Genomic DNA, 23,297 nt, shown 5'->3' with positions numbered 1-23,297 from the left:
TTTAGGATGGAGTCATTAGATTCTGAAGGAGGACCCCCTACTACTATGAGTTACAAGATGATTGTATTGGATATGGATGATACGCTCCTCACGAGCGACCATACGATTTCCCCTAAGACAAAAGAAGCACTTCTCGATGCACAGGCGCGCGGCTATAAAGTCGTTCTCGCGAGCGGACGACCAACGTTTGCGATGTGGGAAGCAGCCCGTGAATTAGAACTTGCGAAATACGGAAGCTACATCTTATCGTTCAACGGTGCCTCGGTCATCGATTGTGCGACAAACGAGGAGATTTTCTCGAGCACGCTCCAGCCGGATACAGTCGCCCATCTCCATGATATCAGTGAACGGGAAGGAATCGCGATTCATACGTACGTCGGTAACGAAATCGTAACCGATCGCCCGAACCCTTATACGGATATCGAAGGTGAATTGACGGGAATGCCGGTCATTCATGTCGACAACTTTAAAGATGCCGTGACAGCTCCGGTCGTCAAATGTTTGATGCTTGCGGATGGCGACACACTCGCTCCAATCGAAACGAAGCTACAAACAGAATTGGCCGGGAAATTGGCTGTAGCCCGTTCAAAACCGTTCTTCCTTGAGTTTACTGAAGCCGGTGTCACAAAAGGAACGAGTCTCGCCTTCCTTGCAGATCAACTCGGCATCGCACAAAAAGAAGTCATCGCTTGCGGTGACGGAAACAATGATTTGACGATGATTGAATGGGCCGGCCTCGGCGTCGCGATGGGAAATGCTAACACGACGGTCAAAGGAAAAGCGGACTTCATAACAAAATCAAACAACGAAGACGGAATCGCTCATGTCATCGAAACGTACATGGCGGACGTACTCGTCACGCAATAAGCTTCTGATTGTAGAAAGGGAGGAAGGAAGATGAATAAAGGGTTGAAACGAGCTGGAGTCGGATTGATTGGAACTGCGGTCGCAGGAGCGGCTTATGTGTTCCTCTCACCGAAACCAGCCACACGTTTAATCAAAACTTCGTTTGCGGGGGGAAACGAAGTGGAGATGAAGGGATTCGAGGAAGTCGTTCAAAAGACGTCTGTCCGAAAAGACATCGACTACTTGTCTTCTTATGACAATGGAACCTTTGATTTGATCCGTTATGAAGGAAATAGCCGCACGGTCCCTACCATTTTTTGGGTACATGGCGGATCATTCGTTGGTGGGGATAAATCGGATGTGTTAAAATACGCCACTTCAATTGCGAGTAACGGCTACAACGTCGTCAGTATCAATTACGCACTCGCACCTGACGTGATGTACCCGACCCCGCTCAAACAAATCGAAGAAGCGTACTCGTTCATCGCTGAGAACAATGACCGCTTCCGTCTCGATTTAGACCGCGTCTTCTTTGCAGGTGATTCGAATGGTGGACAGCTCGCTGCACAGTTTGTCGGGATCCAGTTGAATGACGACTATTCGCCTTCTGCTGAAGTGGGACAAGTCGTACCAAAATCCTCAATCCTCGGTGCCATCCTCTTGTCTGCACCGCTCGACTTGAAGCGCACATGGCTCGAATCATCGAAGTCAGTGAACCGCTTCTTGTTCAAACGAATCGGATGGGCATACTTCGGCACATACAATTGGGAGACTCTCCCGGTCGTTGCTGAAGCGTCGCCACTCGTCAATGTACCGGCCACATTCGTCCCAACGTTTATCGCGGACGGGAATGACCATTCCTTTGAGGAGCAGGCCAAGGAATTTGCAACGATTCTTTCAGGACGTACGGATGTCACGACTGTCTTTTATGATCGGAACGAGCACGAGCTTGGCCATAACTATTACTTCGAAATGGACCGCCCAGCGGCTAATTCCACGTATCGTCGTTTGATTACGTTCTTACGTGAAACGACAAATCAATCTGTATAATGCACAAGAGGCGACGTTCTCCTACAGTGGAAAACGTCGCCTCTTTTCGTTAGCGCAATAGTTCGAACGCGCGACCAATCAATTCATTTCGGGATGGGGAAGTTTGACGCAATGCTTCAAGACGTTCAATCAATGTCTGTTTCAGTCCTTCATCCTTCACCAACTCCAGGCACTCGATGTGTAATAACCAGGCGTCAGGGTGGTTCGTTAAAATCTCTGGGATGAGACCATCGATTGATTCTCCCCGCTCACGCATGAGATGGATGCGGTTGAACATCGGATCATCGTTCGTCCATACACGTTCATCCCGTTCGATGATCACCGGTTTTTCAATCATCATCAGCTCGTCTACCGTTGTTCCTGGGAAAACTGATGGAAGCGAATCGACGCGTACTTCTAGCGAGTCGAGTGAGATCGTCCGTCCTTCTAGGTGAACCGTCACGTCTTCGAGTGCACCGGATGCACATGCTTGCCGAATGCTCGTCCCGTCCTCAAAGAGGTCATCGCGATCGAGCGCGGACTCTGTGTCATGAGCAATCAGTAGCCCGTGTCGCTCTTTTTGCGTGAGCTGTCCATGTTGTACAATTGAACATTCATCCCATTGAATGAGCGTATGTTCTTTCGACTCCGTCATGTGACGAACGATGCCGACACGTTCTGATCCATCTTCAAGTCGAATCGTCGATTGACTTCCTGACGCCAACGCTTTCGCCACAGATTCAATCCCACCTTTTCGAATCGCCATTCTTCCCTCTAGTTCATCTAAGACAGAAGAGAGCGTCTCAAAGTTTGGAATAACGAATAGCTCTTTTTGCATGTTTGTCACGTCTTGCTTCGTCTGTAGCGCGTGCTCCAAGTCGAATGGATGTTTGACGACCGCATCTGTCAGACAGTGACGGCTCTCTCCTACCGATGATAAGAGGCCAGCCCCGTAAATCATCGGATTGTCGAGGTCACCAATCAATCCGAATTCAACGGTCCACCAAAAGATACGCGCGACCTGTTGTGCTTCAGAAAAGCCAGTCACTTGCGCTTTCGCCTCATGTACGGCTTTCTCCGCCGCCTCGATATCCTGTTCGGTCGAATTCGCATTCTCCTTCACAATCGTCAAGCGTTTCAATGCGGCGAACGAGGCATGTTCTTCTCGGTTCATGAACGCCTTGGCCCCTAATTGACCGAAGCGTTTGACGATTGCCGAAAACGTCGGGTCCATCAACATTGGCGCATGTCCCGCCGCCTCGTGAATGATATCAGGGGCTGGACTGTATAAAATATTCTCGACTTTCCGAATGTCTGTCGCGACCGGGAGCATCCCGTTTCCTTGGAAGTCAAAAAAGGCAACGCCGGGGATGAGCCCATCCACTGCGACCGTCGACCATCCTGCCGCCTGCATCTCATCCGTCATCTGTTCGACGTTCGGCAATCGATCCGGTCCCATTCCCGTCCGTTTCAATCCTTCGATGTAAAACGGATGCGCCTTCCCTTCTAACGTGTGCAAGTTCAACCGCAACACGAAACGCCAAACGGCATGATCTGTTGGTGTGTATTCATTGTAGAACTGCGGTGAAATATGTGGGGCTAGGTGTTTTGGAATCGATTGTGTCAACATGTGAAGTCCTCCTTTAAAATCAAAAAATCCCTATCGATTGAATCGATAGGGACGACAAAGCCGCGGTACCACCCTGGTTGCTAGAAAAATTCTAGCCGCTTGATCCGATAACGGGGGACCGCTCAATGATGAGAGCTCAGGAACTGTAATTCGATTCATCTTTTGGGCGTGTTCGCAGCACCACACGCTCTCTGGGCCAGGGAAGATGTCTCTACTTCGGTTCTTTCTTCGCTTTTCTTACATATCCAATTCTTTATCTTTTCTACAGTTATGCTGTTATGCATATATGCTTTTAAGCACTAAAGTGACGTCTTGTTAGTTACTGTACCAAAGCTAAACAAAAGCGTCAACAAAAAACAGCCTGCGAATTTTCGCAAACTGTCAGAGACACCACTCAATCGGAGATTTTCCCCACTCCTTCAATGTATCGTTTACTTTGGAGAATGGCTTAGAACCGAAGAATCCACGATGGGATGACAAAGGACTTGGATGTACCGACGTGAGCACTTTATGTTGGTCTCCAATCCATTTCATTTTCTTCTTCGCATCATTTCCCCACAAGATGAATACAATCGGTTCCTCACGACTCCCGAGCCGCTCAATGATGGAATCAGTGAACTGTTCCCATCCTTTTCCACGGTGAGAGCCCGCCTTTCCCGCTTCAACCGTCAGTGCCGTATTTAAGAGAAGGACGCCTTGTTTCGCCCATTTCTCGAGATTGCCACTCTTCGGGAGATCACATCCAACGTCATCTTTTAGTTCTTGAAAGATGTTTCGTAGAGACGGTGGGAAACGAACCCCGTCCTGCACCGAAAAACTGAGTCCATGCGCTTGATTCGGTCCGTGGTACGGATCTTGCCCTAAAATGACGCACTTCACTTCACTAAATTTTGTATGAATAAATGCGTTCCAAATATCTTCTCGGGCCGGGTAAACGATCGTTTCTTCATAAGCTTGGTCGACGAATTGCTTCAACTGTTGAAAATAAGGTCGTTTCATCTCTTCTTGGACAATATCCGTCCAATCTCCAAGTAGTCGACTCGATAACTGATCTGCCATTGCATACTCCCCTTTCCCTTTGTATCATACCCAAAATAAATGCATACAAAAAGACGAGTCAATCGACTCGTCTCTCTAGGTTATACCGTTACTGCGCCTGCAACTTCTTTCGCAAGTGCTTCAGCTTTCGCTTTCGCGTCTGCAACGATCTCTTCGATTTTATCTGGGTATTGGTTCATCCCTTCGACCGCTACCGTCGTCACTTCAGATACACCGACGAACGCGAGCGCTTGGCGAAGGTATGCGTCTGCGAAGTTAAGGTCAGTTCCTGTGTAGATTCCGCCTGTCCCTTGGATGTGGATCGCTTGTTTGTTTTCAAGCAAGCCGACAGGACCTTGCTCCGTGTAACGGAACGTTTTACCTGCCATGAGCACGCTATCGAGGAACATTTTCATACGTGCTGGGAAGAAGAAGTTCCACATTGGAGTCGCGAACACGTAAAGGTCCGCTTCCATGAATTTCTCAAGCATGCCGCTCATTGTGCCTACCTTTTTCGCTTCTACATCAGTGAGCGCTTCGCCTGAAGCGAATTTGCCCCATGCACTGAGCACATCTCCGTCGATTTCTTGAACATCAACATCGTAGAGTTCGATTGCTTCCACTTCGATTGATGGATTTTCTGCTTGGAGTGTCGAAACGAATGTTTCTGCCACTTGTTTGCTGTATGAAAGTTCAGTTGGTTTCGGGTTAGCCGATACATATAATACTTTAGTCATCGTGTAATCCTCCATTTGTGTAATCTCTAATTTTTCAATAACAGTTAGAACTATATCATCTGTATATCTCATCGTCAATTATTTTAATTTCAAGATATTGAATAAAAAAGCAACGGGCTTTATTTGCCCGCTGCGTTATAACCGACTCGTTTCAATAACGAAATCAATTGTTCCGTCTCTTCATCACTTAACGGTCCATATATATCTTTGAAGATTTCAATATGTTGCGGATAGACGACGTCCATGAGCGCCTTTCCATCGTCTGTCAATGAAGCATATGTGACACGTCGGTCAGACGGGCAGGCGATTCGTTCAATCAGCCCTCGCTTCTCCAACTTATCGATCACATATGTCACGCTACCGCTCGTAATCAAAATCTGATCCCCAATTTGTTGCAACGGGGTGTCTCCTCGTTTATACAGTACGGATAAAACACCGAACTCTGTTGAATTTAACTGGTGGCGTCGTAAATCTTCTTTCACACGATCACTGATGGCATCCATCGTACGCGCAAGAACGACCCACGCCTTCAATTCAAGGGATTCAATCATGTCGGTTTCACCTCAATTCGTTCATCATATATCACTAGTATAGCAGGACTTATGCAGTATAAGCCGGGAAAAATACTTCGTCAAGGAACTTCTTCATTGTCGCCCATGTCGGAAACGTTTAGAATGGTAGTATTGTGATTTTAAGAAAGGGTGGACCGTATGCGTGAGTATTACGAAATTTCATTGACGATTAGACGGGAGTTTTTGCATGCTGTCATCGATTTGTTGAATCGGGAAGGCATCGCACCGGACTATGCGCTCGAAAAAGAAGGCGCGGTCTTTTTATTATTCAATCATTTACCTTGGCCAAACGTGACCCGTGAACCGCATGCCGTGGAACGTTTCTTATTGACGTTGAAACGATCGGACTATTTATTCGTCAAAACGAAACGTAAATCACCGGTCCCCGATCATGAACCGGTCGCCTGTATGGGGGCTCTCGTCTCCCCGTTCAATGAACATTTGCGCATCGAACTTGCCGTGGACGAGTCGGAAGCAAGTCATTTAGATATGTCCGCATTCCGTCATTATTAAACAATCGAATGCCCAACGCATCCCCTTGAAGATTAGAGCGAGATAGCTAATCGACATGGGGATTTTTTAGGAGTATCTGCTTTCTTTGACGGGAATAAAGGACAGTATTCGAGTTGAAAAGGAGACATGTTGGAATGGACACAGTCATGTTAATCGTCAATCCATCCTCAGGGAAAGAGTTGGGGGAACAACACGCAACACATGCCGAAGAGGTGTTGCGCGAACGATATGGACACGTCGATGTCCGCTTCACTGAAAAGGAACAGGATGCGACGAACTTCGCACGTGAAGCGGCAGAAAAGCACTATCAGGCCGTGATTGCGATGGGTGGGGACGGAACCTTGAACGAAGCGGTGACCGGTCTAGCCGAGGCTACTCATCGACCTGACTTCGGTATCATTCCACTTGGGACGGTCAACGACCTCGCCCGTGCACTCGGTGTCCCAAGTGACCCTAAACAAGCAATCGAGGCTCTCCGCGACGCTGAACCGACACCGATGGATATCGGAAAGTATGAGAAAGGTTATTTCATGAACGTCATCGCCATCGGGCTCATTGCCGAAGCTGTCGACGAAGTAAGTGTGGAAGAAAAGACGAAATGGGGACCGTTCGCTTACTTGATTGAGGGTGTAAAAGCGTTCCGTGAACATAGTCCATATGAGTTGGCGCTTGACAGTAAAGACGGGGAGTTTGATGGCGAGGCTTATCTCGTCGTTATCGCCTTGACGAACTCGGTCGGAGGATTCGAAAACTTCGAACCGGACGCGCGACTTAATGATGGTCTTCTTCACGTCTATATCTTTGAAGAGCTCGGGTTAAAGGACGCACTTCAATTAACACCCGCCCTCTTTACAGGAAAGTTGAAGGAAACGGATAGCGTCACCTCATTTTGTACGTCACGGGTGAACGTGACCTCGCCTGATGCGCTTCCTGTAAATGCTGACGGGGACACAGGCGGCAAGCTACCCCTCACCTTTGAAGTATTGCCGAGCCACTTAAACGTATTAAAGCCGATATAAGAGCAGGAATTTTGACGATTGAATCGAATGTGTTCAAGCGAGAAAGGAGAATGACCTATCAATATCTCACTTGTTCCATTAACAGTCGCATCCGGCGACATCGTCGATACATTCAATCGTTGGAATAACGATCCTGAGATCGTCCATCTTATTCGCCCGAGCCGCTCTAAAGAAGAATTGACCGCCCATTATGAGATGACGGTTGACGATTTAGAAGAACGACTCTTAACACACGATATTTTCCTTATCTACGCAGATGACCATCTCGTCGGAGAAATGAACGTCATGTATGACCCGCCTCATTTATATCGACAAGAACCCGGTACAGCTTGGCTCGGTTTCGTCATCGGCGAATCTGTAGGTCGCGGAAAAGGCGTTGGCACAGAAGCTCTTCGTTTGTTAGAAGAGCAATTGCGAGCCAAACAAACACCTCGTATGGAACTTGGCGTATTCGCTTTCAACCATGCGGCCCATCGTCTCTATACGAAATGTGGGTATCAAGAAATCGGTCGGATCGAGCACTTCACCTACTGGGACGGTCAATTTTGGTCCGATATTCGGATGGAAAAACGACTCGACGAAAAACCCTTTCACGCCAAGTGAAAGGGTTTTTACTTAGTTCTTTAAGTTCTCGACTTCGACAATCCGGAAGCCTTTTTGTTCAAGCTTAGAGACAACCTTGTTTTTCATGTCTTCTTCACAGTCTGGTGGTAGTGTCACGAGTACCCGACGCAATACTTTACTTTTCGCATCGAGCGTCATCAAGCTCGCGATTGATGTATATTTGTTCACGATTTTCGTGATTTTCTCAAGTGCCCCAGCCTGTTCGCTCAAGGCGATTGTCAAGACGTAACTACCCGTGTCGCGACTCCATGCTTCTTCGAGCATCCCGAGCATCTTACCGTGGGGAAGAATGCCATAAAATTCATTGCTCTCATCTTTCAATACAGCAATGTACGGCAATTCTTTGATTGAGAAAAATACTTCAAAGAATCCATCTGACTCATGGACGTACTTTTGTGTATTCTTGATGAGTGTCATCACATTATCGTCCATGTTTTCCCCGTTCATTCCATGACGATAAATATGCATCTTGTAAATGTTACCGCGGAAAAATTTCCCCGTCTCGTCTAAAACAGGTACACAACGGTATCCTGTTTCTTCAAGCGTATGAAGCGCTTCCCGCAATGTTGCCTTTTCACTGATAGTGACAACATCTTTCTTCGGGATACATAAGCTATGCACTAACATGCGTTTTCCTCCCAGCCAATAATAAAGTGGTCTACACCCTATTCATTATTATTCCCCAAATATGATGAATATCCTGCATACTTTTTCTGAAAAGTTATGAACACTTCTCGTAATCCTTGCATTTGTCGGAATTCAAAAAAGTCGTTATAGTGAAACTATCCAAACAGACAAAGGGGATGGACGATTATGACGATGAAAAAAGCATTGACGATTGCCGGTTCTGACACAAGCGGCGGCGCGGGAATCCAAGCCGACCTCAAAACGATGGAAGAACTCGGTGTATACGGTATGACAGCTTTGACTGTCATCGTGGCACAAGACCCACATAACGCATGGAATCACGAAGTCTTTCCAATCGACACGACCTTGATCGAGAAACAAATCGATACGGTGCTCGCTGGAATTGGAGTCGATGCAGTGAAGACAGGTATGCTCCCGACACCTGAAATCATCGAACTCGCAGCACGGAAGATTAAAGAATACGGAATCCAGAATGCCGTTGTCGATCCGGTCATGGCATGTAAAGGTGCGGATGAGATTCTTGATCCGAACGTTGCGGTCGCGATGCGTCAACACCTCGTACCAGTCGCAAAAATCATCACACCGAACTTATTCGAGGCGCGTATGCTCGCTGGCCTTGATAAAACGCCCGCAACGATGGACGAAATCAAAGAAGCCGCTCGTTTAATCCATGAACTCGGCGCAGAGATCGTCATCGTCAAAGTCGGTGGCAAACTCGGATTCGATACAGCATTCGACGTCTTGTACGACGGAAACGAATTCCGCCTTCTTGAAAGTGAAAAAATCGAGCCTGCGTTCACACACGGCGGCGGATGTACGTTCTCTTCTGCCATCGCAGCCTCACTCGCCAACGGTCACACGGTCGAAGAAGCGATTGAAATCGGAAAAGAGTTCATCACAGAAGCCGTTCGTCATTCATTCCGTCTCAACCAATACGTTGGACCGACGAACCATACCGGATACCGTAAAAAAGTAGCAACACAATCGTAAACAGATGACCCGGAACTACGTGTTTCGGGTCATCCTTTCCATTGGAGGGACAGACGTGAAAGCGATTCAACCTGATCACATTCAGCACTATTTAGACAATCACGTCGCGACACCACTTTTCGTCCATGTCGAGACGACGAACGGTGCCTACGCGACACATAATGACCCGGACTTTCATAACGCCGGGATGTTTATCCGTAATGCCAAAATCGAATACAGCATCGGTCAAATTAAAGGAAATGGTCCCTATCGTGTCGGTTTAAAACTCGATCACGGTTGGCTCTATGTCGAGGGATTGACCGACTATGAAATGCACGAAGAACAGTTGTTACTCGCTGGTCACGATCGTCTCGGTCGTCTCGCATGTGCGCTGCACATCGATATCAAGCCGCTCCCACAAGGCGCATCGGAGGTGGAGAATCAATGAATGGACCGTTACTCGTCATATTCCCACACCCGGACGATGAGGCGTTCAGCTCGGCCGGAACGATTATCCAACATCGTCAAAAAGGACTACCCGTCACATATGTCTGTTTGACGCTCGGTGAAATGGGACGTAATATGGGTTCTCCAATCTTTACGACACGTGAAGAACTGCCGAAAATTCGAAAACATGAACTCGAAGAAGCATGTCGCATGATGGGCATCGAGGACCTGCGCATGTGGGGTCTTCGTGACAAAACCGTCGAATTTGAGGACGAGGCCGAGCTCGCTGGTCGCTTCCGCGCATTGATTGACGAAGTGAAGCCGGAAACCGTCATCTCATTCTATCCAGGATATGCCGTCCACCCGGACCATGAAGCGACAGCCCGTGCCGTCGTACGAGCGCTTCAAGAGATGGGCGAGACGCGCCCTAAGTTCTTAGGTGTCGCCTTTGACCGCCGCACAGAAGACGAACTCGGACAACCTCACGTCATCGTCGATGTAACGGAAGAGAGCGAACAAAAGAAAGATGCCCTGTTTGCCCACCGGTCTCAGACGGAAGGTCTGCTTCGTGCGATCGATAACGCAGAAAACGCCCACGTCATGGAGTTACTCCAACGTGAGCGCTTCTATCATTATCCGTTCTCATGATTCATAGGCTAGACGGGTCATATAAAGCAATGCCCCGACGGTCCCAAGACCGATTAACGTTCCGAATACTACAACGATTTGTCCCATGTTTTCACCTCTTCTAGACTTTACGAACAATTCCATTCATTGGTTTCAAACACGTGCTATTCGCACGTGTTTTTTTAGAAGTAAAGAACGTAAATCACGATGGCCAATACGATTCGATAGACCGCAAACGGCATCAATTTCACTTTGTTAATCAACTTCAAAAAGAATTTAATCGAAAGAAGTGCGAACAAAAACGCGCTGACGAAACCGACGACAAACACGGGTAACGTATCGAGCGTGAAGTACGTCCATTTGCTGTACAGTGACAACGCACTCGCTCCAAACATGATCGGTACCGCCATGATGAACGTAAAATCTGCCGCTGCCCGGTGACTCATTCCGAGGAGAACCCCTCCAGAAATCGTTGAACCGGACCGAGAGAACCCAGGCCATAGCGAGAAACATTGAATCAACCCGACACCAAGTGCTTGCTTGTACGTGATGTCATCTAGCGTAGCGGTCGTCTGACGCTTCACGCCGGATAAATCTGCGGCAATCATAAAGAATGCCCCAATGACTAACCCAATCAACACCGTCTTGACTGAGAAGAGATGTGTATCGATGTAGTCCTCAAACAGTACACCAAGGACGCCAGCAGGCAGCAATCCGATCAAAATATGTATGAGATTGAACTGACGTGTGGTTCCGCTTTGTCTTAAGGTGAGGAGCGACTTTGGATTCAGTAACGCTTTGAACCGATCTCGAAAGACGACCACGACCGCTAAAATCGACCCTAATTGAATGACGATTTTAAACGTGTTCGCTACTTCCTGACCTAAAAATTGACTCGAATTCAACCAGAGACCGTCCACGAGAATCATATGACCGGTCGACGAGACTGGGGCAAATTCCGTCAATCCCTCAACGACACCTAACAAAAATCCTACAAATAATTCATACCATTCCACGTTGTTTCTCCTATTGACTCGTTAAGATTGTTCTCATCATACACTTCTCGGCACAATCTTTCGTCCGTCTTAAGATGTAAAAACAGACATGGCTTATGACCCATGTCTGTAAAAATTATCGGGCGGTCGCATGAACGAACCAAACGACAAGCCCGATTAAGATGAACGCCAAAAATAGCGACACTGTCGTTCCTACAATAAAGACAAACCCCAACACAAGGATACCGAGATGCCATAGCATCGAGACGGATGATTCCGTCGTCGCTCGAATGGATGAAGGAACTTGATGATGCAAAAGACCGTAATAGAGCGGCTCCATCGCTCCATATATAAGAGCCAACAGCCCCATCAGCCCGATTCCGATTGGATTCGGAAAAAGTCCGATGACAAGAAATCCACCGCCCATTAGCCAACCGAACCCGTTTAACCAATGTTCGGATGACGCAAATCGTATAAGCGTCCCTGCAAAAAGTTGTCCAGGTAACTGAATCAAGAGTAGGATGCTTGAAATGGCACCGAACCAATAGATCGGGATGGATACATCACGTGCATACAATTGCCAGAACTCATCGATGAAATTGAATGCGGATACGGCTGCTAAAAAACTGATAGTGACATGCCATAGTTGCTTGTTCGACCAAATGAATTGAAAACCTTTCAGCAAATGCCACCACGTCAAACGCTCTTCTATCTCTCGTCGAGTCGGTTCGATGAGAGATAGGCTACAGGTAGTCGCAATCAATAGACTCACGATGGAGAGCTTGTAGTTCCACTCCAAGGGAAGATACTGAGCCAACATACTGCCACTCAATGCCGCCGTCACAGCGGCAACAATCCCAATCGCGTTCAGTTTTCCAAGAACCCGTTCAAATGACGACACTTCCTGACTCTCCTGTAACGATTCGTACAACAAGGCATTCTCTGCCCCACTTCGAATGACCGACCCAATGGCCGAACAGCTGATGGCGACAAAAAATCCGCTGAAGGTGAACGAGTATAACAAGATCCAAAACGATAACCACTCCAAGGCTACACCTACCTGGATTAGCCGACGCCGTGTCGTCCGGTCCGCCCACACGCCGGTCGGCACCTCGAACAAGACGATGATGAGCGCATAGATCATCTCCAAGTAGACAACTTCTTGAATGGTGATGCCTCGTGACTCCCAAAACAACCGTTCAATCACATATGCTGGAATCAGCCCTTCAAACCAGCGAATGCACCCTAACCAAACAATGTTTCGACGAACTTAACTCGGTGAACGTGCTCGTTTTCTCATTTGAATCGCCTCCTTATCTTTCTTATTCCCGAATGCACAAAAAAACCACGAGATTCCTCTCGTGGTCGACGTGTTATTTTAATAAGTTGAGAATCTCACGATTGAATGCCGGAATATCATCTGGCTGACGGCTCGTCACAAGCTGATTTTGACAGACGACAACTTCTTTGTCCGCATATTTCGCTCCGGCATACTCCATATCGACTTTAATCGATTTATAGCCGGTTGCGTCACGACCTTCTAATGTCTTCGCCGTAATCAACAGCTGTGGTCCGTGACAGATTGCAAAGACAGGCTTCTTCGCATCCATGAAGGCTTTGGCGAACGAAACAAAACGCTCGTCTTCTCGCAATAAGTCAGGTGAGAACCCGCCAGGTAAAAGAAGGGCATCAAAATCTTCCGGCGATACATCGTCAATCGATTGATCGATGTTCACTTTCGCCTCTCCTTGCTTTCCTTCCACCGTGTTGCCAGCTTTCTTCTCGATTGTCACGACGTCATGTCCCGCATCCACCAATGCGTCACGGGGACCCGTGAATTCTACATCTTCAAACATATCTGTAATGAGCGTTGCTACTTTTGCCATGTTCTAAACACTCCCTCTGTTTGTTTTATGCACATAGGGACTGTTCCACTGGCATGAATCAGTTAAACATCTCCAGGAGCATTCAACGGAACTTCGAGACGTACGGATTGTCGCGTTCAAAAAATCGATACGGATAGTCACGCGCCTCGCCCGTGTTCGGGATGCCAATGCGTGGACCCGCCTCAATCACTACTCCAGCCTCACCCTCCGCGATGTAGAGTGGGTCTTGTTGAAAGGAATGGCCGTATAGATCCATTGTGATTCCGAGTGCTTTCGTCAACTTCCCTGGTCCGTTCGTCTGGTCATATCGTTTCACCCCAGGACGGTTCGTTGCAATCCATTCATGGCCTTGAATCGGTTCGACCGCTCGAATCAAGACGGCTTCTGGTGTGCCGACTGGTCCACTAACCACGTTCAAGAGCGTATGCGTATGCATCTGATAGGTGTACACATACCCCGGTTTCCCAAACATGACTTCCGTTCGCTTCGTCCGACGCCCTCCGAAGCTATGCGCCGCTCGATCGATGGCACCGAGGTAAGCCTCCGTCTCGACAATCTTCGCGATGATGTCACCTTCTGGATTGCGCCTCACCAAATATTGGCCGAGTAAGGCACGCGCCAAGTCAAGTGTCGGTTGTTCATAAAATGCTAAATCGAGTCGCTTCATGGTTCCACCTCCATTTGTTTCATTTTCTCAAAAATCGTGGATTGCACACAAAAAAGATGCCCTGCATGGCAGGACACCTGGACGTTATGATGCGATTTTGAGCGATTCACGTTGCTTTCCCAATCGGACGTATCCCAAAATGATGGAGAAGACCGGGCTGAGCCAGAGGAAGAAGGCAAATGGTGCGTATTCTAATACAGGCACGCCGAGTGTCGCTGCGAAGAAAGCTCCCGAGACACCCCAAGGTATGAGCGGGTTGATCACAGTTCCACCGTCCTCAAGCGCCCGTGACAAGTAGCGCGGGTCGATCCCACGATCGATAAACCCTTGCTTGAACGCCTGACCCGGCAAGAGAATCGACAAGTACTGTTCTCCCGCGAGCAAGTTGACCCCGATTGAACTGAGGACAACTGATAGGACCGAGCTCCCTGGTGACTTCAAACGCTCGAGCAACGATTCAACGATGGCTTGGAAGACACCGAGTTCACGTAACAAGCCACCGAACGCGAGGGCGATCAAGACGAGACTGACCGACCAAAGCATCGATTCAAGACCACCACGATCGAGTACATTCGCAATCGTTTCATTTTCGATACCTGACTTAAAGCCCGACTGCATGACACCGAGCCAGTTCGAGATGCTCCAGTTCCCTTGAACGAAACCGGCCGTCAACACACCGGCGAACATCCCGACGAGCATCGTCGGTAAGACCGGCATCCGACGGAACGCAAGCACTGCGACGAGCACAGGGGCAATCAACGTGAGCCATGAGAGGTCAAACCGTCCGCTGAGCGCGGCTTGCGCCTCTGCAATTTGTGCCGTGTCGGCAGTTTGACCGCTACGTCCGAGGAACGTGAATAAAATCAAGGTGATGATGAACGCTGGAATCGTCGTCCCCATCATGAAGCGAATGTGGTCGAACAGTTTGACACCCGCCACTGCCGGCGCAAAGTTCGTCGTATCCGACAACGGGCTCATCTTGTCTCCGAAGAGGGCACCCGATACGATCGCACCTGCGGCGAGCGCCGGCGAGATGTCTAGTGCCGTCCCGATTCCAAATAAGGCGACACCGACCGTTCCGACGGTTGTAAACGCACTTCCTGTGAAGGTCGAGACGATCATCGTGATCAATAAGACACTCGGTAAGAACCATTCAGCAGAGATTGTATTTAGACCGATGGAGAGGATCGTCGCGACCGTCCCGGACATTTGCCATACTCCGATGAGCATCCCAATCAACAACAAAATCAATACCGGCATGATCGCTTCACGAATCCCGTTGATCATCGCCGTTTCAATCTGTTTGAAGTCGCGTGAACGATAATACGCGTATCCACCTACTATTACCATTGTGCCAAAAATCGCCATATGTGGCGTCGCTTTGGCCAAAAACATCAGTGCGAGCAAGGTAATCCCGCTCATCAACACGACGAATACAGCTTCTTTTCCTTTCATCTGCATCGACGTCCCCTCCTTTCGTTATATCTTCTTTATTTATTATTTTGCCTAACCGCTTAAACGCTTTTATGCACAAAAGCATGTCAGTGATGTTTTTTACTATACTCGCTTCCTTTCTCCCTGTCAAACGTCTTTTTATGATAAATTATATGCTTGAGGGTGACCTCCGGAGTTCGTAACCTCCTCCGACATCAAAACTAGCGAAAAGGAAGTGTGCTTCATGCAACACGAAAAAGCATTGGTCGTCTTTAGTGGTGGCCAAGATTCAACCACTTGCCTGTTTTGGGCAAAACAACAATTCTCTCATGTAGAGGCGGTGACGTTCGCATATGGTCAACGCCATGATGCGGAAATCGAAGTCGCCAAAGAAGTTGCGACAGAACTCGATGTCCCACACCACATCCTCGATTTGTCCCTACTCGGACAACTCACTTCAAACGCGCTCACGAGACACGATCTCGACATCGACAATGCGGACGTCCCAAACACGTTCGTCGATGGACGCAACCATCTATTCTTATCGTTTGCAGCCGTCATGGCCAAACAACTCGGTATGCATCACATCGTGACCGGTGTATGTGAAACGGACTTTTCAGGTTACCCGGATTGCCGAGACCAATTCATCAAATCACTCAATGTGACACTCAATTTAGCGATGGATTATCCATTTGTCATCGACACACCGCTCATGTGGCTCGATAAAAAAGAAACGTGGGCTCTCGCCGACGAACTCGGTGCCTTTGACTATGTCAAAGAACGCACGCTTACTTGCTACAACGGTGTCATCGGTTCAGGTTGTGGAGAATGTCCGGCGTGTAAGCTTCGTCAAAACGGACTTACAGCTTACGAGGAGGTGCGCGTATGAAACATGCTCCATTCCTCGCTCCGACCAGTGTCGAATCAAAGCAAGAAGGATCGCTCATCTACTGTCCGCATCGCGTTCAAATCGTCAAAGAAGTAACGTTCGACGCGGCGCACCATCTCTTTGACTATGACGGCAAATGTCGTGCCCTTCATGGTCATACGTATAAGCTCCAGATGGGTGTCAGCGGCTTTCTCGACAATCGCGGCATGACACTCGACTTTGGTGATTTGAAAAAGATCTTCAAAGAAGAGCTTGAGCCGTATCTCGATCATCGCTATTTAAACGAGTCACTCCCTTATATGAATACAACTGCAGAAAACATGTGTTATTGGATTTTTGAACAACTGGCGACACACTTGCCAAATGAACGCGACGTCCGTGTCGAGTTCGTCCGTCTGTATGAAACGCCAACGTCTTACGCTGAGTTCCGCCGTGAATGGTTGGTGGAATCGTGAAAATCCCTGTTCTTGAAGTGTTCGGACCGACCTTTCAAGGAGAAGGACGCGCCATCGGACAAAAGACGATGTTCGTTCGGACCGCCGGTTGCGATTATCGCTGTTCGTGGTGCGATTCCGCCTTTACGTGGGACGGTTCAGAAAAACCGGACATGCTGACAGCCGATGAGGTGATTGCTCGCCTGGATGCACTTGGTATGTACGATTACGTCACCATCTCGGGTGGCAATCCACTCCTTATCGCGGCTATGGGAGACCTGGTCGAGAAGTTGAAAGAACGAGGCGTCACACTCGCCGTCGAGACGCAAGGCAGCCGCTATCAAGACTGGCTCACACAAATCGATGACGTGACCCTCAGTCCAAAACCTCCATCGTCTGGTATGAAAACGAACTGGGAGCAACTAGACGCTATCGTCGAACGGTTGCGCCCGGAGCAGACGACATTCAAAGTTGCTGTCTTTGATGAAGTGGACCTTGCCTACGCGAAAGAAGTGCAGCAGCGCTACTCACCGGACGTCATGTATTTGTCGGCCGGTAACCCGGAGCCTGGTGCAGACGGCGACATCACCGATGCCCAGCTCCGTCGTTTGAAACAACTATGGGAAGACGTTGCACGTGATCCGTCATGGCAAAGCGTCCGCGTCCTACCGCAACTACACACATTACTGTACGCCAACGAACGTGGCGTGTAAGGAGAATGAACATGAGACCAGAAGACTTACAAGACCTCTCGCTCCTCGGACAGAAGAGCGTCCCTTATATTTTTGAATACACACCAGACGTCCTGGAGGCGTTCCCGAACCGTCATCCTGAGAACGACTACTTCGTTAAATTCAACGCACCAGAATTCACATCGTTGTGCCCGATCACGAACCAACCGGACTTCGCAACCATCTACATCTCATACATCCCGGATGAGAAACTCGTCGAGTCGAAGTCGTTGAAGTTGTACTTGTTTAGCTTCCGTAACCACGGTGACTTCCACGAGAACTGCATCAACGTCATTGGGAAAGATCTCGTGAAATTGATGGAACCGCGCTATCTCGAAGTGTGGGGGAAATTCACACCACGTGGCGGTATCTCGATCGATCCGTACTACAACTACGGAAAACCGGGTACGAAGTACGAAAAAATGGCGGAGCATCGTCTATTCAACCATGACCTGTATCCAGAGACGGTTGACAACCGTTAATTGAAAAGTAGGCGCTCCATCTGGAGTCGCCTACTTTTTTTGATAGCGATGAATCTGTCGCTTAATCGGTTCGCGGAACACGGTCGCAACGAGCGTCAACACGAGCATGATCCCAAATGCCAAGGCGATGAGCGTCCAATCCCCACTGGCGATACTACTCCCGAGAAAATTGTTCGCGAACGCCCCGGGAATCATACCAACGACGGTCGCAAACAGATAGGCGAGTACGTTTACTTTTGCCAAACCAGAAGCATAGCTGACCAAATCAAAATTGACGAGCGGGATGAGACGTAAGATGAGGACGTAAAAGAAGCCGTCTTCTTCGATTTTGCGCTGAATGGCTTCGTAATTCGTTGATTCGAAGTGATGCAGGAAACGATCGCCGAAATAAATTGCCACATAATACGCAACAAGCGCACTCAATGTCGCCCCGATGACGGTATAGATGACGCCCGGTAACATCCCAAACGCCAAGCCGCCGGCGACCGATAAGACGGACGTGGGAAACAAGATGAGCGGACGAACGGTGAACAATAAAATGTAAATGAGCGGAGCCAACCATCCGAATTGAATGATGTAGTCCCGTATATCGCCTGGGCTTACATCAACCCACTGATAAAGGAATGTCGCCGTCCCGAACAGGAGTAGGACGAGTGCAATCATCCATTGTATCTTCCACTTCTTCATCGTCCTCCTCCTCTCTATTTGCTTTTATTCCCGTAATCTAGGATGTCATCCACCTTTTTTCAGCCATCTCGATGTGGTACGGTTAGAAAAAGCAGAAGGAGGAAATCGATATGAACCTTGCAGATGCCCTAACATTGAAACAGTTGCTCCATGAGCAAATCGATACATTGACCGAAGAGATTGAGCATGTGGCGTTCATCTCGCTTCAAGCGAATGAATCCATTCCGACCATTCAGTCCCGTTCCCTTCAAGACATCGAGATGGAACTTGAACACATTCGTCTAGACTTACGTCAGCTCGACCGTCTCATTCAAGAGGCGAACGTCCAAGCCGTCGTTGAGACGCATGACGGTCCACTCCCGCTCGTCGAGGCAATCGAGCTCGCCATTCAGTTACGTGTCCAGGCACGACTTTATGAGAAATTATCGCTTCGTCCGAAGAAAGACTATGTGCACGGAGTTGCCGTGATCAAACACGCCTTATATGACCCCGAACTATATCGTTTAAAAGCACGCGATATTAAGAAGCGTGCCATTCGAATCGAAAGTGCCATTCAGGCCGTCCGTTATCAGACTGACATTGAATTTGATGCATCACGATATATGTAAAAAAGCGAAGGGATTCCTTCGCTTTTTTACATATGGTCATGGTGATTGTGATGGATATCATGATGACTCGATGAAGAAGAACGTCGACGTGGAGGTGCCTCATCAGCAAATTTTTCTCCGTCCAAAATCCCGAGACGCTTATATTGACGACCGACCCGCTCTTTTGTCTCTTCGCGAACAGTGCTCGACTCCATCACCAATTGGTAGCATCCGAGCGCGACACGAAACGGTTCCATGCGTGTCCGTTCAATCGAGAAGGAATCGACGCCACGTAAATAGTCTGCCAATCGCTCAGCCGTCTCGTCGGCTGGATCATCTGCAAGCTGTGAGGCGAAGTGTTGTAAGTCCTTCAATGTATTTGATGTTTTAGAGTAGCTCACTCCCGATTTGATAAATCCAAATATAATCAGACCGAACACAACCATGAAAATGATTGGAAACACACCAAATAGTCCGCTAAAGAATGAGTCCCCTATCGAGCTATCGAACGGATCCCCGCCAAATCCAAATACTATCATTTCAAACTCCCCCTTTTTCTTTATGTACGCTCACATATTAAAATAGGTTTCAACAAAAAAACCGCGATCACACGACCGCGGCATCGATTCAACTGTTCAGTTGTTTCTCCATCATGATGCGTGGCTCGCCATCTTCTGTGTAGGCGCCCATGATGTCATATCCGCAAAGGAGGTTCAAAATGATGACCCCTTTGTTCGTATTGCGTGCTTTCGTCCGAATCGAATGGAACCCTTGCGCTTCGACCCATTCGAGTTGCGTATCCATCAGCTTGCGACCGATGCCATGCTTTTGGAAGTCCGGATGTACGCCGCCCGCCCAGCTGTAAAATCGATAAGGCTCCGCCTCATAGCCAATTTTAAAGCCGACCAGTTCCTCTTCCGAGAAAGCCAGTAACACTAGCGGATTGGCGTGCCGATATAAACGCTCTTTAAAACGCAACTGATCGAGGTCGCCATATAACGTGCGATACAGTCGGAAAAAGTCCTCTTCAAAATCCTTAAAGTTGTTTGTCACATCTTTTACGATAAATGAACTCGTCGTACTCATCGTGCCATCCCCTTTCAGTTTCTGGACAAAGATTCCGTACGTCTGTTCATTTCGCCGTTCATTCTGAATTTCCTGTCTCCCGTTCAAAAGCCGTGACACCTTTTTGTTTATAAAGTCCGAGCGTACGTTTCGGCAAACTCTTGACCATCCAGTCTTTAAAAATATGTGCCTGATCCTCGACAGGCAGTTCATAGCCCTCCGTCACGATATGTCGCGACCGTGTCGTGACATCGTACAAGGAAATTGCCGCCGCCACGGAGATGTTCAAACTCTGAACGTATCCTTGCATCGGAATGACAAAGTTTCCATCCGCCTTCTTCAATGCCGCTTCCGACACACCACTATGTTCATTCCCGAATAAAAGAACTGTCGCCTTCGACACATCCACTTCTTCGAGCGGAATTGCTTCCTCACTCAATGCCGTCGCATATACTTGATAACCGTCTTCTTTTAAAGCGTCAATCGCCTCTTCAATGGAGCCATGCTCGACGACGTCCACCCAGCGGTCGGCACTCTTGGCGATAATCGAGTTTGGTTTGAACTTTGCACGCCCTTCGACGACGTGCAGCGTCTGCACCCCGAACGCATCGGCCGAACGCAATACGGCAGATTGGTTATGCGGATCGTCCACACCTTCCGTCAAAATCGTGATATGGTTCGTTCGTGTATTCAATACTTCATACATCCGTTTGATGCGATCTGGCATGAGCATCTCATATAGAGGAAGATCGTCTTCCTGCAATACACCCTTCTGCAACAACTCTTCTTTTAATTCAATCTGCTCTTCTTTCGTCAAAGCAGATGTCGTCTGTCTCCAACCCATCTTTCTCGCTCCCTTCAACCTATCATATTGTAGCTAGATTCGATTCGACTGACAAGTTCGCCTCACATCTGCTATTCTCACTTCGGAAATGAAAACAAATGAAAATAGCGAAAACGGTTGCATGAATTTATGCAATCGATTACAATCATTTATGCAAGCGATTGCACTATTGGCAAACACAAAAATAGATAAAACTCCCTCACAGGAAGGAAGCGTATAGCATGAAACAATTGATCTCATTCGATTTCTGGCAGAAACTCGGTAAGGCCTTGATGGTCGTCATCGCCGTCATGCCGGCTGCCGGTTTGATGATTTCCATCGGAAAATTGATTGGAATGTCAGCCGGAGATGTCGGTATCTTATTAACAACAGCTCGTATCATTGAAGATTTAGGTTGGGGCATCATCGTCAACTTACATATCCTCTTCGCAGTCGCGATTGGTGGTTCGTGGGCAAAAGATCGTGCAGGCGGTGCATTCGCAGCACTTCTCGCCTTCATCTTGATCAACCGTGTCACAGGTGCCATCTTCGGTGTCAACGGTGCCATGCTTCAAGATCCGGAAGCGACAATCGAGTCACTCTTCGGTGCGAACCTTGTCGTCGCTGATTACTTCACATCTGTACTCGGCTCACCTGCCCTGAACATGGGTGTGTTCGTCGGGATTATCGCCGGTTTCCTCGGTGGTGCACTATATAACCGTTTCTACAACTTCAACAAGTTGCCGAACGCTCTCTCGTTCTTCAACGGGAAGCGCTTCGTACCATTCGTCGTTATCCTTGGTTCAGTCGTTGCTGCCATCGTTCTATCGATTCTATGGCCAACCATCCAAGGTGCACTCAACAGCTTTGGTGAATGGATTGCCACATCACGTAACACGGCGCCTGTCCTCGCCCCGTTCATCTACGGTGCGCTCGAACGTCTCCTCTTGCCGTTCGGTTTACACCACATGCTCACAGTACCAATGAACTACACAGAGCTCGGTGGAACGTATACGATTTTAACAGGTGCGACAGCTGGATCGGTCGTTGCCGGTCAAGACCCACTCTGGTTGGCATGGGTGACGGACCTCGTCAACTTGCGTGCTGCTGGTGATACGGCCGCATACAACGCGCTTCTCGCTGATGTCGTTCCAGCACGCTTCAAAGTCGGCCAAGTCATCTTGTCATTCGCTGCATTGATTGGTGCCGCGTATGCGATGTACCGCAACGTCGACGCGGATAAGAAGGCACAATACAAGCCGATGTTCTTATCAGCCGGACTCGCTGTCTTCTTGACAGGTGTCACAGAACCGATCGAATTCATGTTTATGTTCGTCGCACCAGTTCTTTATGTCGTTTACGCACTCATGGCCGGTGCTGCCTTCGCATTGGCAGATATCATCGACTTACGTGTACACGCCTTCGGTGCAATCGAACTCTTGACGCGCATTCCGATGATTGTCAAAGCAGGACTTCTTCAAGACTTGATCAACTTCGTGCTCGTCTCTGTCGTGTTCTTCTTCCTCAACTTCGGTGTCTTCAACTTCTTCATTAAGAAGATGAACCTACCGACGCCAGGACGTAACGGGAACTACATGGAAGAAACGACAGAAAAATCATCCGTTACAGGTAACGAACAAGTCATGGGGATTATTGCACTTCTCGGTGGGGAAGAAAACATTGAGGATGTCGACGCATGTATGACTCGTCTTCGTGTGACCGTTAAAGACGTTACACTCGTCTCTGACGAACCAGAATGGAAGAAAAATGGCGCTATGGGTCTTATCGTGAAAGACCGTGGAGTCCAAGCCATCTATGGCCCGAAAGCCGACGTATTGAAATCAGACATTCAAGACGTCATCGGTGCATAATCTACTGGCCAACTCGCTCGAGAGTTGGCCTTTTTCTAAAGGAGGAC

At 48.4% G+C, this 23,297-nt stretch carries 28 protein-coding genes and 1 other annotated feature; of the genes, 14 read left to right on the top strand and 14 right to left on the bottom strand.

All coding sequences use genetic code 11. From position 1 onward, the window contains the following. Nucleotides 1-45: 45 nt before the first annotated feature. Nucleotides 46-867, top strand: a complete 822-nt coding sequence (locus KOG47_RS11790) for a Cof-type HAD-IIB family hydrolase (protein WP_159563347.1) — start codon at nucleotides 46-48, stop codon at nucleotides 865-867. Nucleotides 868-897: 30 nt separating this feature from the next. Beyond that, nucleotides 898-1,896, top strand: coding sequence for an alpha/beta hydrolase (locus KOG47_RS11785; protein ID WP_214784235.1), 999 nt, complete (start codon nucleotides 898-900; stop codon nucleotides 1,894-1,896). A 49-nt stretch (nucleotides 1,897-1,945) separates the two neighbouring features. On the opposite strand, the gene KOG47_RS11780 is transcribed toward KOG47_RS11785, so the two are convergent. The 4 genes from KOG47_RS11780 to KOG47_RS11765 all read right to left on the bottom strand — a co-directional run bounded on the left by KOG47_RS11780 (nucleotide 1,946) and on the right by KOG47_RS11765 (nucleotide 5,831). Further along, nucleotides 1,946-3,505, bottom strand: coding sequence for an aromatic amino acid hydroxylase (locus KOG47_RS11780; protein ID WP_214784238.1), 1,560 nt, complete (start codon nucleotides 3,503-3,505; stop codon nucleotides 1,946-1,948). Nucleotides 3,506-3,549: 44 nt separating this feature from the next. Then, nucleotides 3,550-3,743 (bottom strand) — a binding site (T-box leader). 143 nt (nucleotides 3,744-3,886) lie between these two features. Continuing rightward, complete coding sequence (locus KOG47_RS11775) at nucleotides 3,887-4,564, bottom strand: uracil-DNA glycosylase (RefSeq protein ID WP_074034942.1); 678 nt, start codon at nucleotides 4,562-4,564, stop codon at nucleotides 3,887-3,889. 80 nt (nucleotides 4,565-4,644) lie between these two features. Further along, on the bottom strand, nucleotides 4,645-5,280 hold the full coding sequence (locus tag KOG47_RS11770; protein WP_078146124.1) for an FMN-dependent NADH-azoreductase: 636 nt from the start codon (nucleotides 5,278-5,280) through the stop codon (nucleotides 4,645-4,647). 119 nt (nucleotides 5,281-5,399) lie between these two features. Further along, nucleotides 5,400-5,831 carry a MarR family winged helix-turn-helix transcriptional regulator gene (locus tag KOG47_RS11765; protein ID WP_047795835.1) on the bottom strand — a complete coding sequence of 144 codons (432 nt, stop codon included), beginning with the start codon at nucleotides 5,829-5,831 and terminating at the stop codon, nucleotides 5,400-5,402. A 159-nt stretch (nucleotides 5,832-5,990) separates the two neighbouring features. Here KOG47_RS11765 and KOG47_RS11760 point away from each other — a divergent pair, with 159 nt between their 5' ends. The 3 genes from KOG47_RS11760 (at nucleotide 5,991) to KOG47_RS11750 (ending at nucleotide 7,987) form a co-directional block, all read left to right on the top strand. Then, nucleotides 5,991-6,365 carry a hypothetical protein gene (locus KOG47_RS11760; RefSeq protein WP_078146123.1) on the top strand — a complete coding sequence of 125 codons (375 nt, stop codon included), beginning with the start codon at nucleotides 5,991-5,993 and terminating at the stop codon, nucleotides 6,363-6,365. A gap of 134 nt (nucleotides 6,366-6,499) precedes the next feature. Then, nucleotides 6,500-7,384, top strand: coding sequence for a diacylglycerol/lipid kinase family protein (locus tag KOG47_RS11755; protein ID WP_215244286.1), 885 nt, complete (start codon nucleotides 6,500-6,502; stop codon nucleotides 7,382-7,384). A 57-nt stretch (nucleotides 7,385-7,441) separates the two neighbouring features. Then, complete coding sequence (locus KOG47_RS11750) at nucleotides 7,442-7,987, top strand: GNAT family N-acetyltransferase (RefSeq protein WP_074034948.1); 546 nt, start codon at nucleotides 7,442-7,444, stop codon at nucleotides 7,985-7,987. Nucleotides 7,988-7,999: 12 nt separating this feature from the next. Here KOG47_RS11750 and cbpA read toward each other — a convergent pair whose 3' ends face one another. After that, nucleotides 8,000-8,635 carry a cyclic di-AMP binding protein CbpA gene (gene cbpA, locus KOG47_RS11745; RefSeq protein ID WP_031424393.1) on the bottom strand — a complete coding sequence of 212 codons (636 nt, stop codon included), beginning with the start codon at nucleotides 8,633-8,635 and terminating at the stop codon, nucleotides 8,000-8,002. Nucleotides 8,636-8,821: 186 nt separating this feature from the next. Here cbpA and pdxK point away from each other — a divergent pair, with 186 nt between their 5' ends. The 3 genes from pdxK to bshB2 are packed head-to-tail and all read left to right on the top strand — an operon-like array spanning nucleotide 8,822 to nucleotide 10,720. Continuing rightward, on the top strand, nucleotides 8,822-9,646 hold the full coding sequence (pdxK, locus tag KOG47_RS11740; protein WP_015880484.1) for a pyridoxine/pyridoxal/pyridoxamine kinase: 825 nt from the start codon (nucleotides 8,822-8,824) through the stop codon (nucleotides 9,644-9,646). Between the two features lie 55 nt (nucleotides 9,647-9,701). After that, nucleotides 9,702-10,073 carry a YojF family protein gene (locus tag KOG47_RS11735; protein WP_074034952.1) on the top strand — a complete coding sequence of 124 codons (372 nt, stop codon included), beginning with the start codon at nucleotides 9,702-9,704 and terminating at the stop codon, nucleotides 10,071-10,073. After that, the gene (gene bshB2 / locus KOG47_RS11730; protein ID WP_074034954.1) at nucleotides 10,070-10,720 is read left to right on the top strand and encodes a bacillithiol biosynthesis deacetylase BshB2; all 651 of its coding nucleotides are present in this window, start codon (nucleotides 10,070-10,072) and stop codon (nucleotides 10,718-10,720) included. Before KOG47_RS11735 ends, bshB2 begins: the two co-directional genes overlap by 4 nt. Nucleotides 10,721-10,881: 161 nt before the next feature. Here the strand turns inward: bshB2 and KOG47_RS11725 are convergent, their stop codons facing one another. The 5 genes from KOG47_RS11725 to nhaC form a co-directional block, all read right to left on the bottom strand. After that, complete coding sequence (locus tag KOG47_RS11725; protein ID WP_215244285.1) at nucleotides 10,882-11,715, bottom strand: undecaprenyl-diphosphate phosphatase; 834 nt, start codon at nucleotides 11,713-11,715, stop codon at nucleotides 10,882-10,884. Nucleotides 11,716-11,830: 115 nt separating this feature from the next. After that, entirely contained in the window at nucleotides 11,831-12,889 is a 1,059-nt protein-coding gene (locus KOG47_RS11720) for an MFS transporter (RefSeq protein WP_251131867.1), read from the bottom strand. A gap of 178 nt (nucleotides 12,890-13,067) precedes the next feature. Continuing rightward, nucleotides 13,068-13,580 carry a type 1 glutamine amidotransferase domain-containing protein gene (locus KOG47_RS11715; protein WP_026824537.1) on the bottom strand — a complete coding sequence of 171 codons (513 nt, stop codon included), beginning with the start codon at nucleotides 13,578-13,580 and terminating at the stop codon, nucleotides 13,068-13,070. Between the two features lie 82 nt (nucleotides 13,581-13,662). Next, nucleotides 13,663-14,247, bottom strand: a complete 585-nt coding sequence (locus KOG47_RS11710; protein ID WP_215244283.1) for a DNA-3-methyladenine glycosylase — start codon at nucleotides 14,245-14,247, stop codon at nucleotides 13,663-13,665. An 84-nt stretch (nucleotides 14,248-14,331) separates the two neighbouring features. Then, nucleotides 14,332-15,708 carry a Na+/H+ antiporter NhaC gene (gene nhaC / locus KOG47_RS11705; RefSeq protein ID WP_215244282.1) on the bottom strand — a complete coding sequence of 459 codons (1,377 nt, stop codon included), beginning with the start codon at nucleotides 15,706-15,708 and terminating at the stop codon, nucleotides 14,332-14,334. Nucleotides 15,709-15,925: 217 nt separating this feature from the next. Here nhaC and queC point away from each other — a divergent pair, with 217 nt between their 5' ends. From queC to queF, 4 genes are read left to right on the top strand one after another with little or no spacing between them, the layout of a single operon-like run. Beyond that, on the top strand, nucleotides 15,926-16,570 hold the full coding sequence (gene queC / locus KOG47_RS11700) for a 7-cyano-7-deazaguanine synthase QueC (RefSeq protein ID WP_215244281.1): 645 nt from the start codon (nucleotides 15,926-15,928) through the stop codon (nucleotides 16,568-16,570). Next, a complete protein-coding gene (gene queD, locus KOG47_RS11695; protein WP_015880475.1) occupies nucleotides 16,567-17,025 on the top strand; it encodes a 6-carboxytetrahydropterin synthase QueD in 459 nt (152 codons plus the stop codon). Before queC ends, queD begins: the two co-directional genes overlap by 4 nt. Further along, nucleotides 17,007-17,717 carry a 7-carboxy-7-deazaguanine synthase QueE gene (gene queE, locus KOG47_RS11690; RefSeq protein ID WP_031424381.1) on the top strand — a complete coding sequence of 237 codons (711 nt, stop codon included), beginning with the start codon at nucleotides 17,007-17,009 and terminating at the stop codon, nucleotides 17,715-17,717. The genes queD and queE overlap by 19 nt, the downstream gene beginning before the upstream one ends. Before the next feature lie 11 nt (nucleotides 17,718-17,728). Next, nucleotides 17,729-18,217 (top strand): preQ(1) synthase, encoded by a 489-nt coding sequence (queF, locus tag KOG47_RS11685; protein ID WP_015880473.1) that lies wholly within the window; start codon nucleotides 17,729-17,731, stop codon nucleotides 18,215-18,217. A gap of 30 nt (nucleotides 18,218-18,247) precedes the next feature. Here queF and KOG47_RS11680 read toward each other — a convergent pair whose 3' ends face one another. Then, entirely contained in the window at nucleotides 18,248-18,904 is a 657-nt protein-coding gene (locus KOG47_RS11680) for a TVP38/TMEM64 family protein (RefSeq protein WP_215244280.1), read from the bottom strand. 110 nt (nucleotides 18,905-19,014) lie between these two features. On the opposite strand from KOG47_RS11680, the gene KOG47_RS11675 reads away from it, so the two are divergent. Beyond that, complete coding sequence (locus KOG47_RS11675) at nucleotides 19,015-19,512, top strand: hypothetical protein (RefSeq protein ID WP_159563336.1); 498 nt, start codon at nucleotides 19,015-19,017, stop codon at nucleotides 19,510-19,512. A gap of 26 nt (nucleotides 19,513-19,538) precedes the next feature. On the opposite strand, the gene KOG47_RS11670 is transcribed toward KOG47_RS11675, so the two are convergent. The 3 genes from KOG47_RS11670 to KOG47_RS11660 form a co-directional block, all read right to left on the bottom strand. Then, on the bottom strand, nucleotides 19,539-20,030 hold the full coding sequence (locus KOG47_RS11670) for a TenA family protein (protein ID WP_074034968.1): 492 nt from the start codon (nucleotides 20,028-20,030) through the stop codon (nucleotides 19,539-19,541). 88 nt (nucleotides 20,031-20,118) lie between these two features. After that, nucleotides 20,119-20,664, bottom strand: coding sequence for a GNAT family N-acetyltransferase (locus tag KOG47_RS11665; protein ID WP_074034970.1), 546 nt, complete (start codon nucleotides 20,662-20,664; stop codon nucleotides 20,119-20,121). Next, the gene (locus KOG47_RS11660) at nucleotides 20,636-21,400 is read right to left on the bottom strand and encodes a TrmH family RNA methyltransferase (RefSeq protein WP_215244279.1); all 765 of its coding nucleotides are present in this window, start codon (nucleotides 21,398-21,400) and stop codon (nucleotides 20,636-20,638) included. Before KOG47_RS11660 ends, KOG47_RS11665 begins: the two co-directional genes overlap by 29 nt. Nucleotides 21,401-21,621: 221 nt before the next feature. Here KOG47_RS11660 and KOG47_RS11655 point away from each other — a divergent pair, with 221 nt between their 5' ends. Further along, entirely contained in the window at nucleotides 21,622-23,250 is a 1,629-nt protein-coding gene (locus KOG47_RS11655; RefSeq protein ID WP_159563335.1) for a PTS transporter subunit IIBC, read from the top strand. The last annotated feature ends 47 nt before the right edge of the window (nucleotides 23,251-23,297 follow it).

The organism is Exiguobacterium sp. s121 (assembly GCF_018617245.1).
In the GTDB taxonomy this organism is placed as follows: Bacteria; Bacillota; Bacilli; order Exiguobacteriales; family Exiguobacteriaceae; genus Exiguobacterium; species Exiguobacterium profundum.
The sequence above is the reverse complement of the archived record's forward strand: the minus strand, read 5'-3'. Positions and strand labels throughout refer to the sequence as shown.

Excerpts from the sequence above, each read along its gene's own strand:
- KOG47_RS11760 (WP_078146123.1), top strand. The coding sequence starts at position 5,991 with ATGCGTGAGTATTACGAAATTTCATTGACGATTAGACGGGAGTTTTTG.
- nhaC (WP_215244282.1), bottom strand. The coding sequence starts at position 15,708 with ATGCAGATGAAAGGAAAAGAAGCTGTATTCGTCGTGTTGATGAGCGGG.
- queE (WP_031424381.1), top strand. The coding sequence starts at position 17,007 with ATGGTTGGTGGAATCGTGAAAATCCCTGTTCTTGAAGTGTTCGGACCG.
- KOG47_RS11710 (WP_215244283.1), bottom strand. The coding sequence starts at position 14,247 with ATGAAGCGACTCGATTTAGCATTTTATGAACAACCGACACTTGACTTG.
- KOG47_RS11660 (WP_215244279.1), bottom strand. The coding sequence starts at position 21,400 with ATGGGTTGGAGACAGACGACATCTGCTTTGACGAAAGAAGAGCAGATT.
- KOG47_RS11675 (WP_159563336.1), top strand. The coding sequence starts at position 19,015 with ATGAACCTTGCAGATGCCCTAACATTGAAACAGTTGCTCCATGAGCAA.
- bshB2 (WP_074034954.1), top strand. The coding sequence starts at position 10,070 with ATGAATGGACCGTTACTCGTCATATTCCCACACCCGGACGATGAGGCG.
- queF (WP_015880473.1), top strand. The coding sequence starts at position 17,729 with ATGAGACCAGAAGACTTACAAGACCTCTCGCTCCTCGGACAGAAGAGC.
- KOG47_RS11765 (WP_047795835.1), bottom strand. The coding sequence starts at position 5,831 with ATGATTGAATCCCTTGAATTGAAGGCGTGGGTCGTTCTTGCGCGTACG.
- KOG47_RS11655 (WP_159563335.1), top strand. The coding sequence starts at position 21,622 with ATGAAACAATTGATCTCATTCGATTTCTGGCAGAAACTCGGTAAGGCC.
- KOG47_RS11790 (WP_159563347.1), top strand. The coding sequence starts at position 46 with ATGAGTTACAAGATGATTGTATTGGATATGGATGATACGCTCCTCACG.
- KOG47_RS11680 (WP_215244280.1), bottom strand. The coding sequence starts at position 18,904 with ATGAAGAAGTGGAAGATACAATGGATGATTGCACTCGTCCTACTCCTG.
- KOG47_RS11785 (WP_214784235.1), top strand. The coding sequence starts at position 898 with ATGAATAAAGGGTTGAAACGAGCTGGAGTCGGATTGATTGGAACTGCG.
- queD (WP_015880475.1), top strand. The coding sequence starts at position 16,567 with ATGAAACATGCTCCATTCCTCGCTCCGACCAGTGTCGAATCAAAGCAA.
- KOG47_RS11775 (WP_074034942.1), bottom strand. The coding sequence starts at position 4,564 with ATGGCAGATCAGTTATCGAGTCGACTACTTGGAGATTGGACGGATATT.
- KOG47_RS11755 (WP_215244286.1), top strand. The coding sequence starts at position 6,500 with ATGGACACAGTCATGTTAATCGTCAATCCATCCTCAGGGAAAGAGTTG.
- KOG47_RS11770 (WP_078146124.1), bottom strand. The coding sequence starts at position 5,280 with ATGACTAAAGTATTATATGTATCGGCTAACCCGAAACCAACTGAACTT.
- queC (WP_215244281.1), top strand. The coding sequence starts at position 15,926 with ATGCAACACGAAAAAGCATTGGTCGTCTTTAGTGGTGGCCAAGATTCA.
- cbpA (WP_031424393.1), bottom strand. The coding sequence starts at position 8,635 with ATGTTAGTGCATAGCTTATGTATCCCGAAGAAAGATGTTGTCACTATC.
- KOG47_RS11715 (WP_026824537.1), bottom strand. The coding sequence starts at position 13,580 with ATGGCAAAAGTAGCAACGCTCATTACAGATATGTTTGAAGATGTAGAA.
- pdxK (WP_015880484.1), top strand. The coding sequence starts at position 8,822 with ATGACGATGAAAAAAGCATTGACGATTGCCGGTTCTGACACAAGCGGC.
- KOG47_RS11670 (WP_074034968.1), bottom strand. The coding sequence starts at position 20,030 with ATGATAGTATTTGGATTTGGCGGGGATCCGTTCGATAGCTCGATAGGG.
- KOG47_RS11780 (WP_214784238.1), bottom strand. The coding sequence starts at position 3,505 with ATGTTGACACAATCGATTCCAAAACACCTAGCCCCACATATTTCACCG.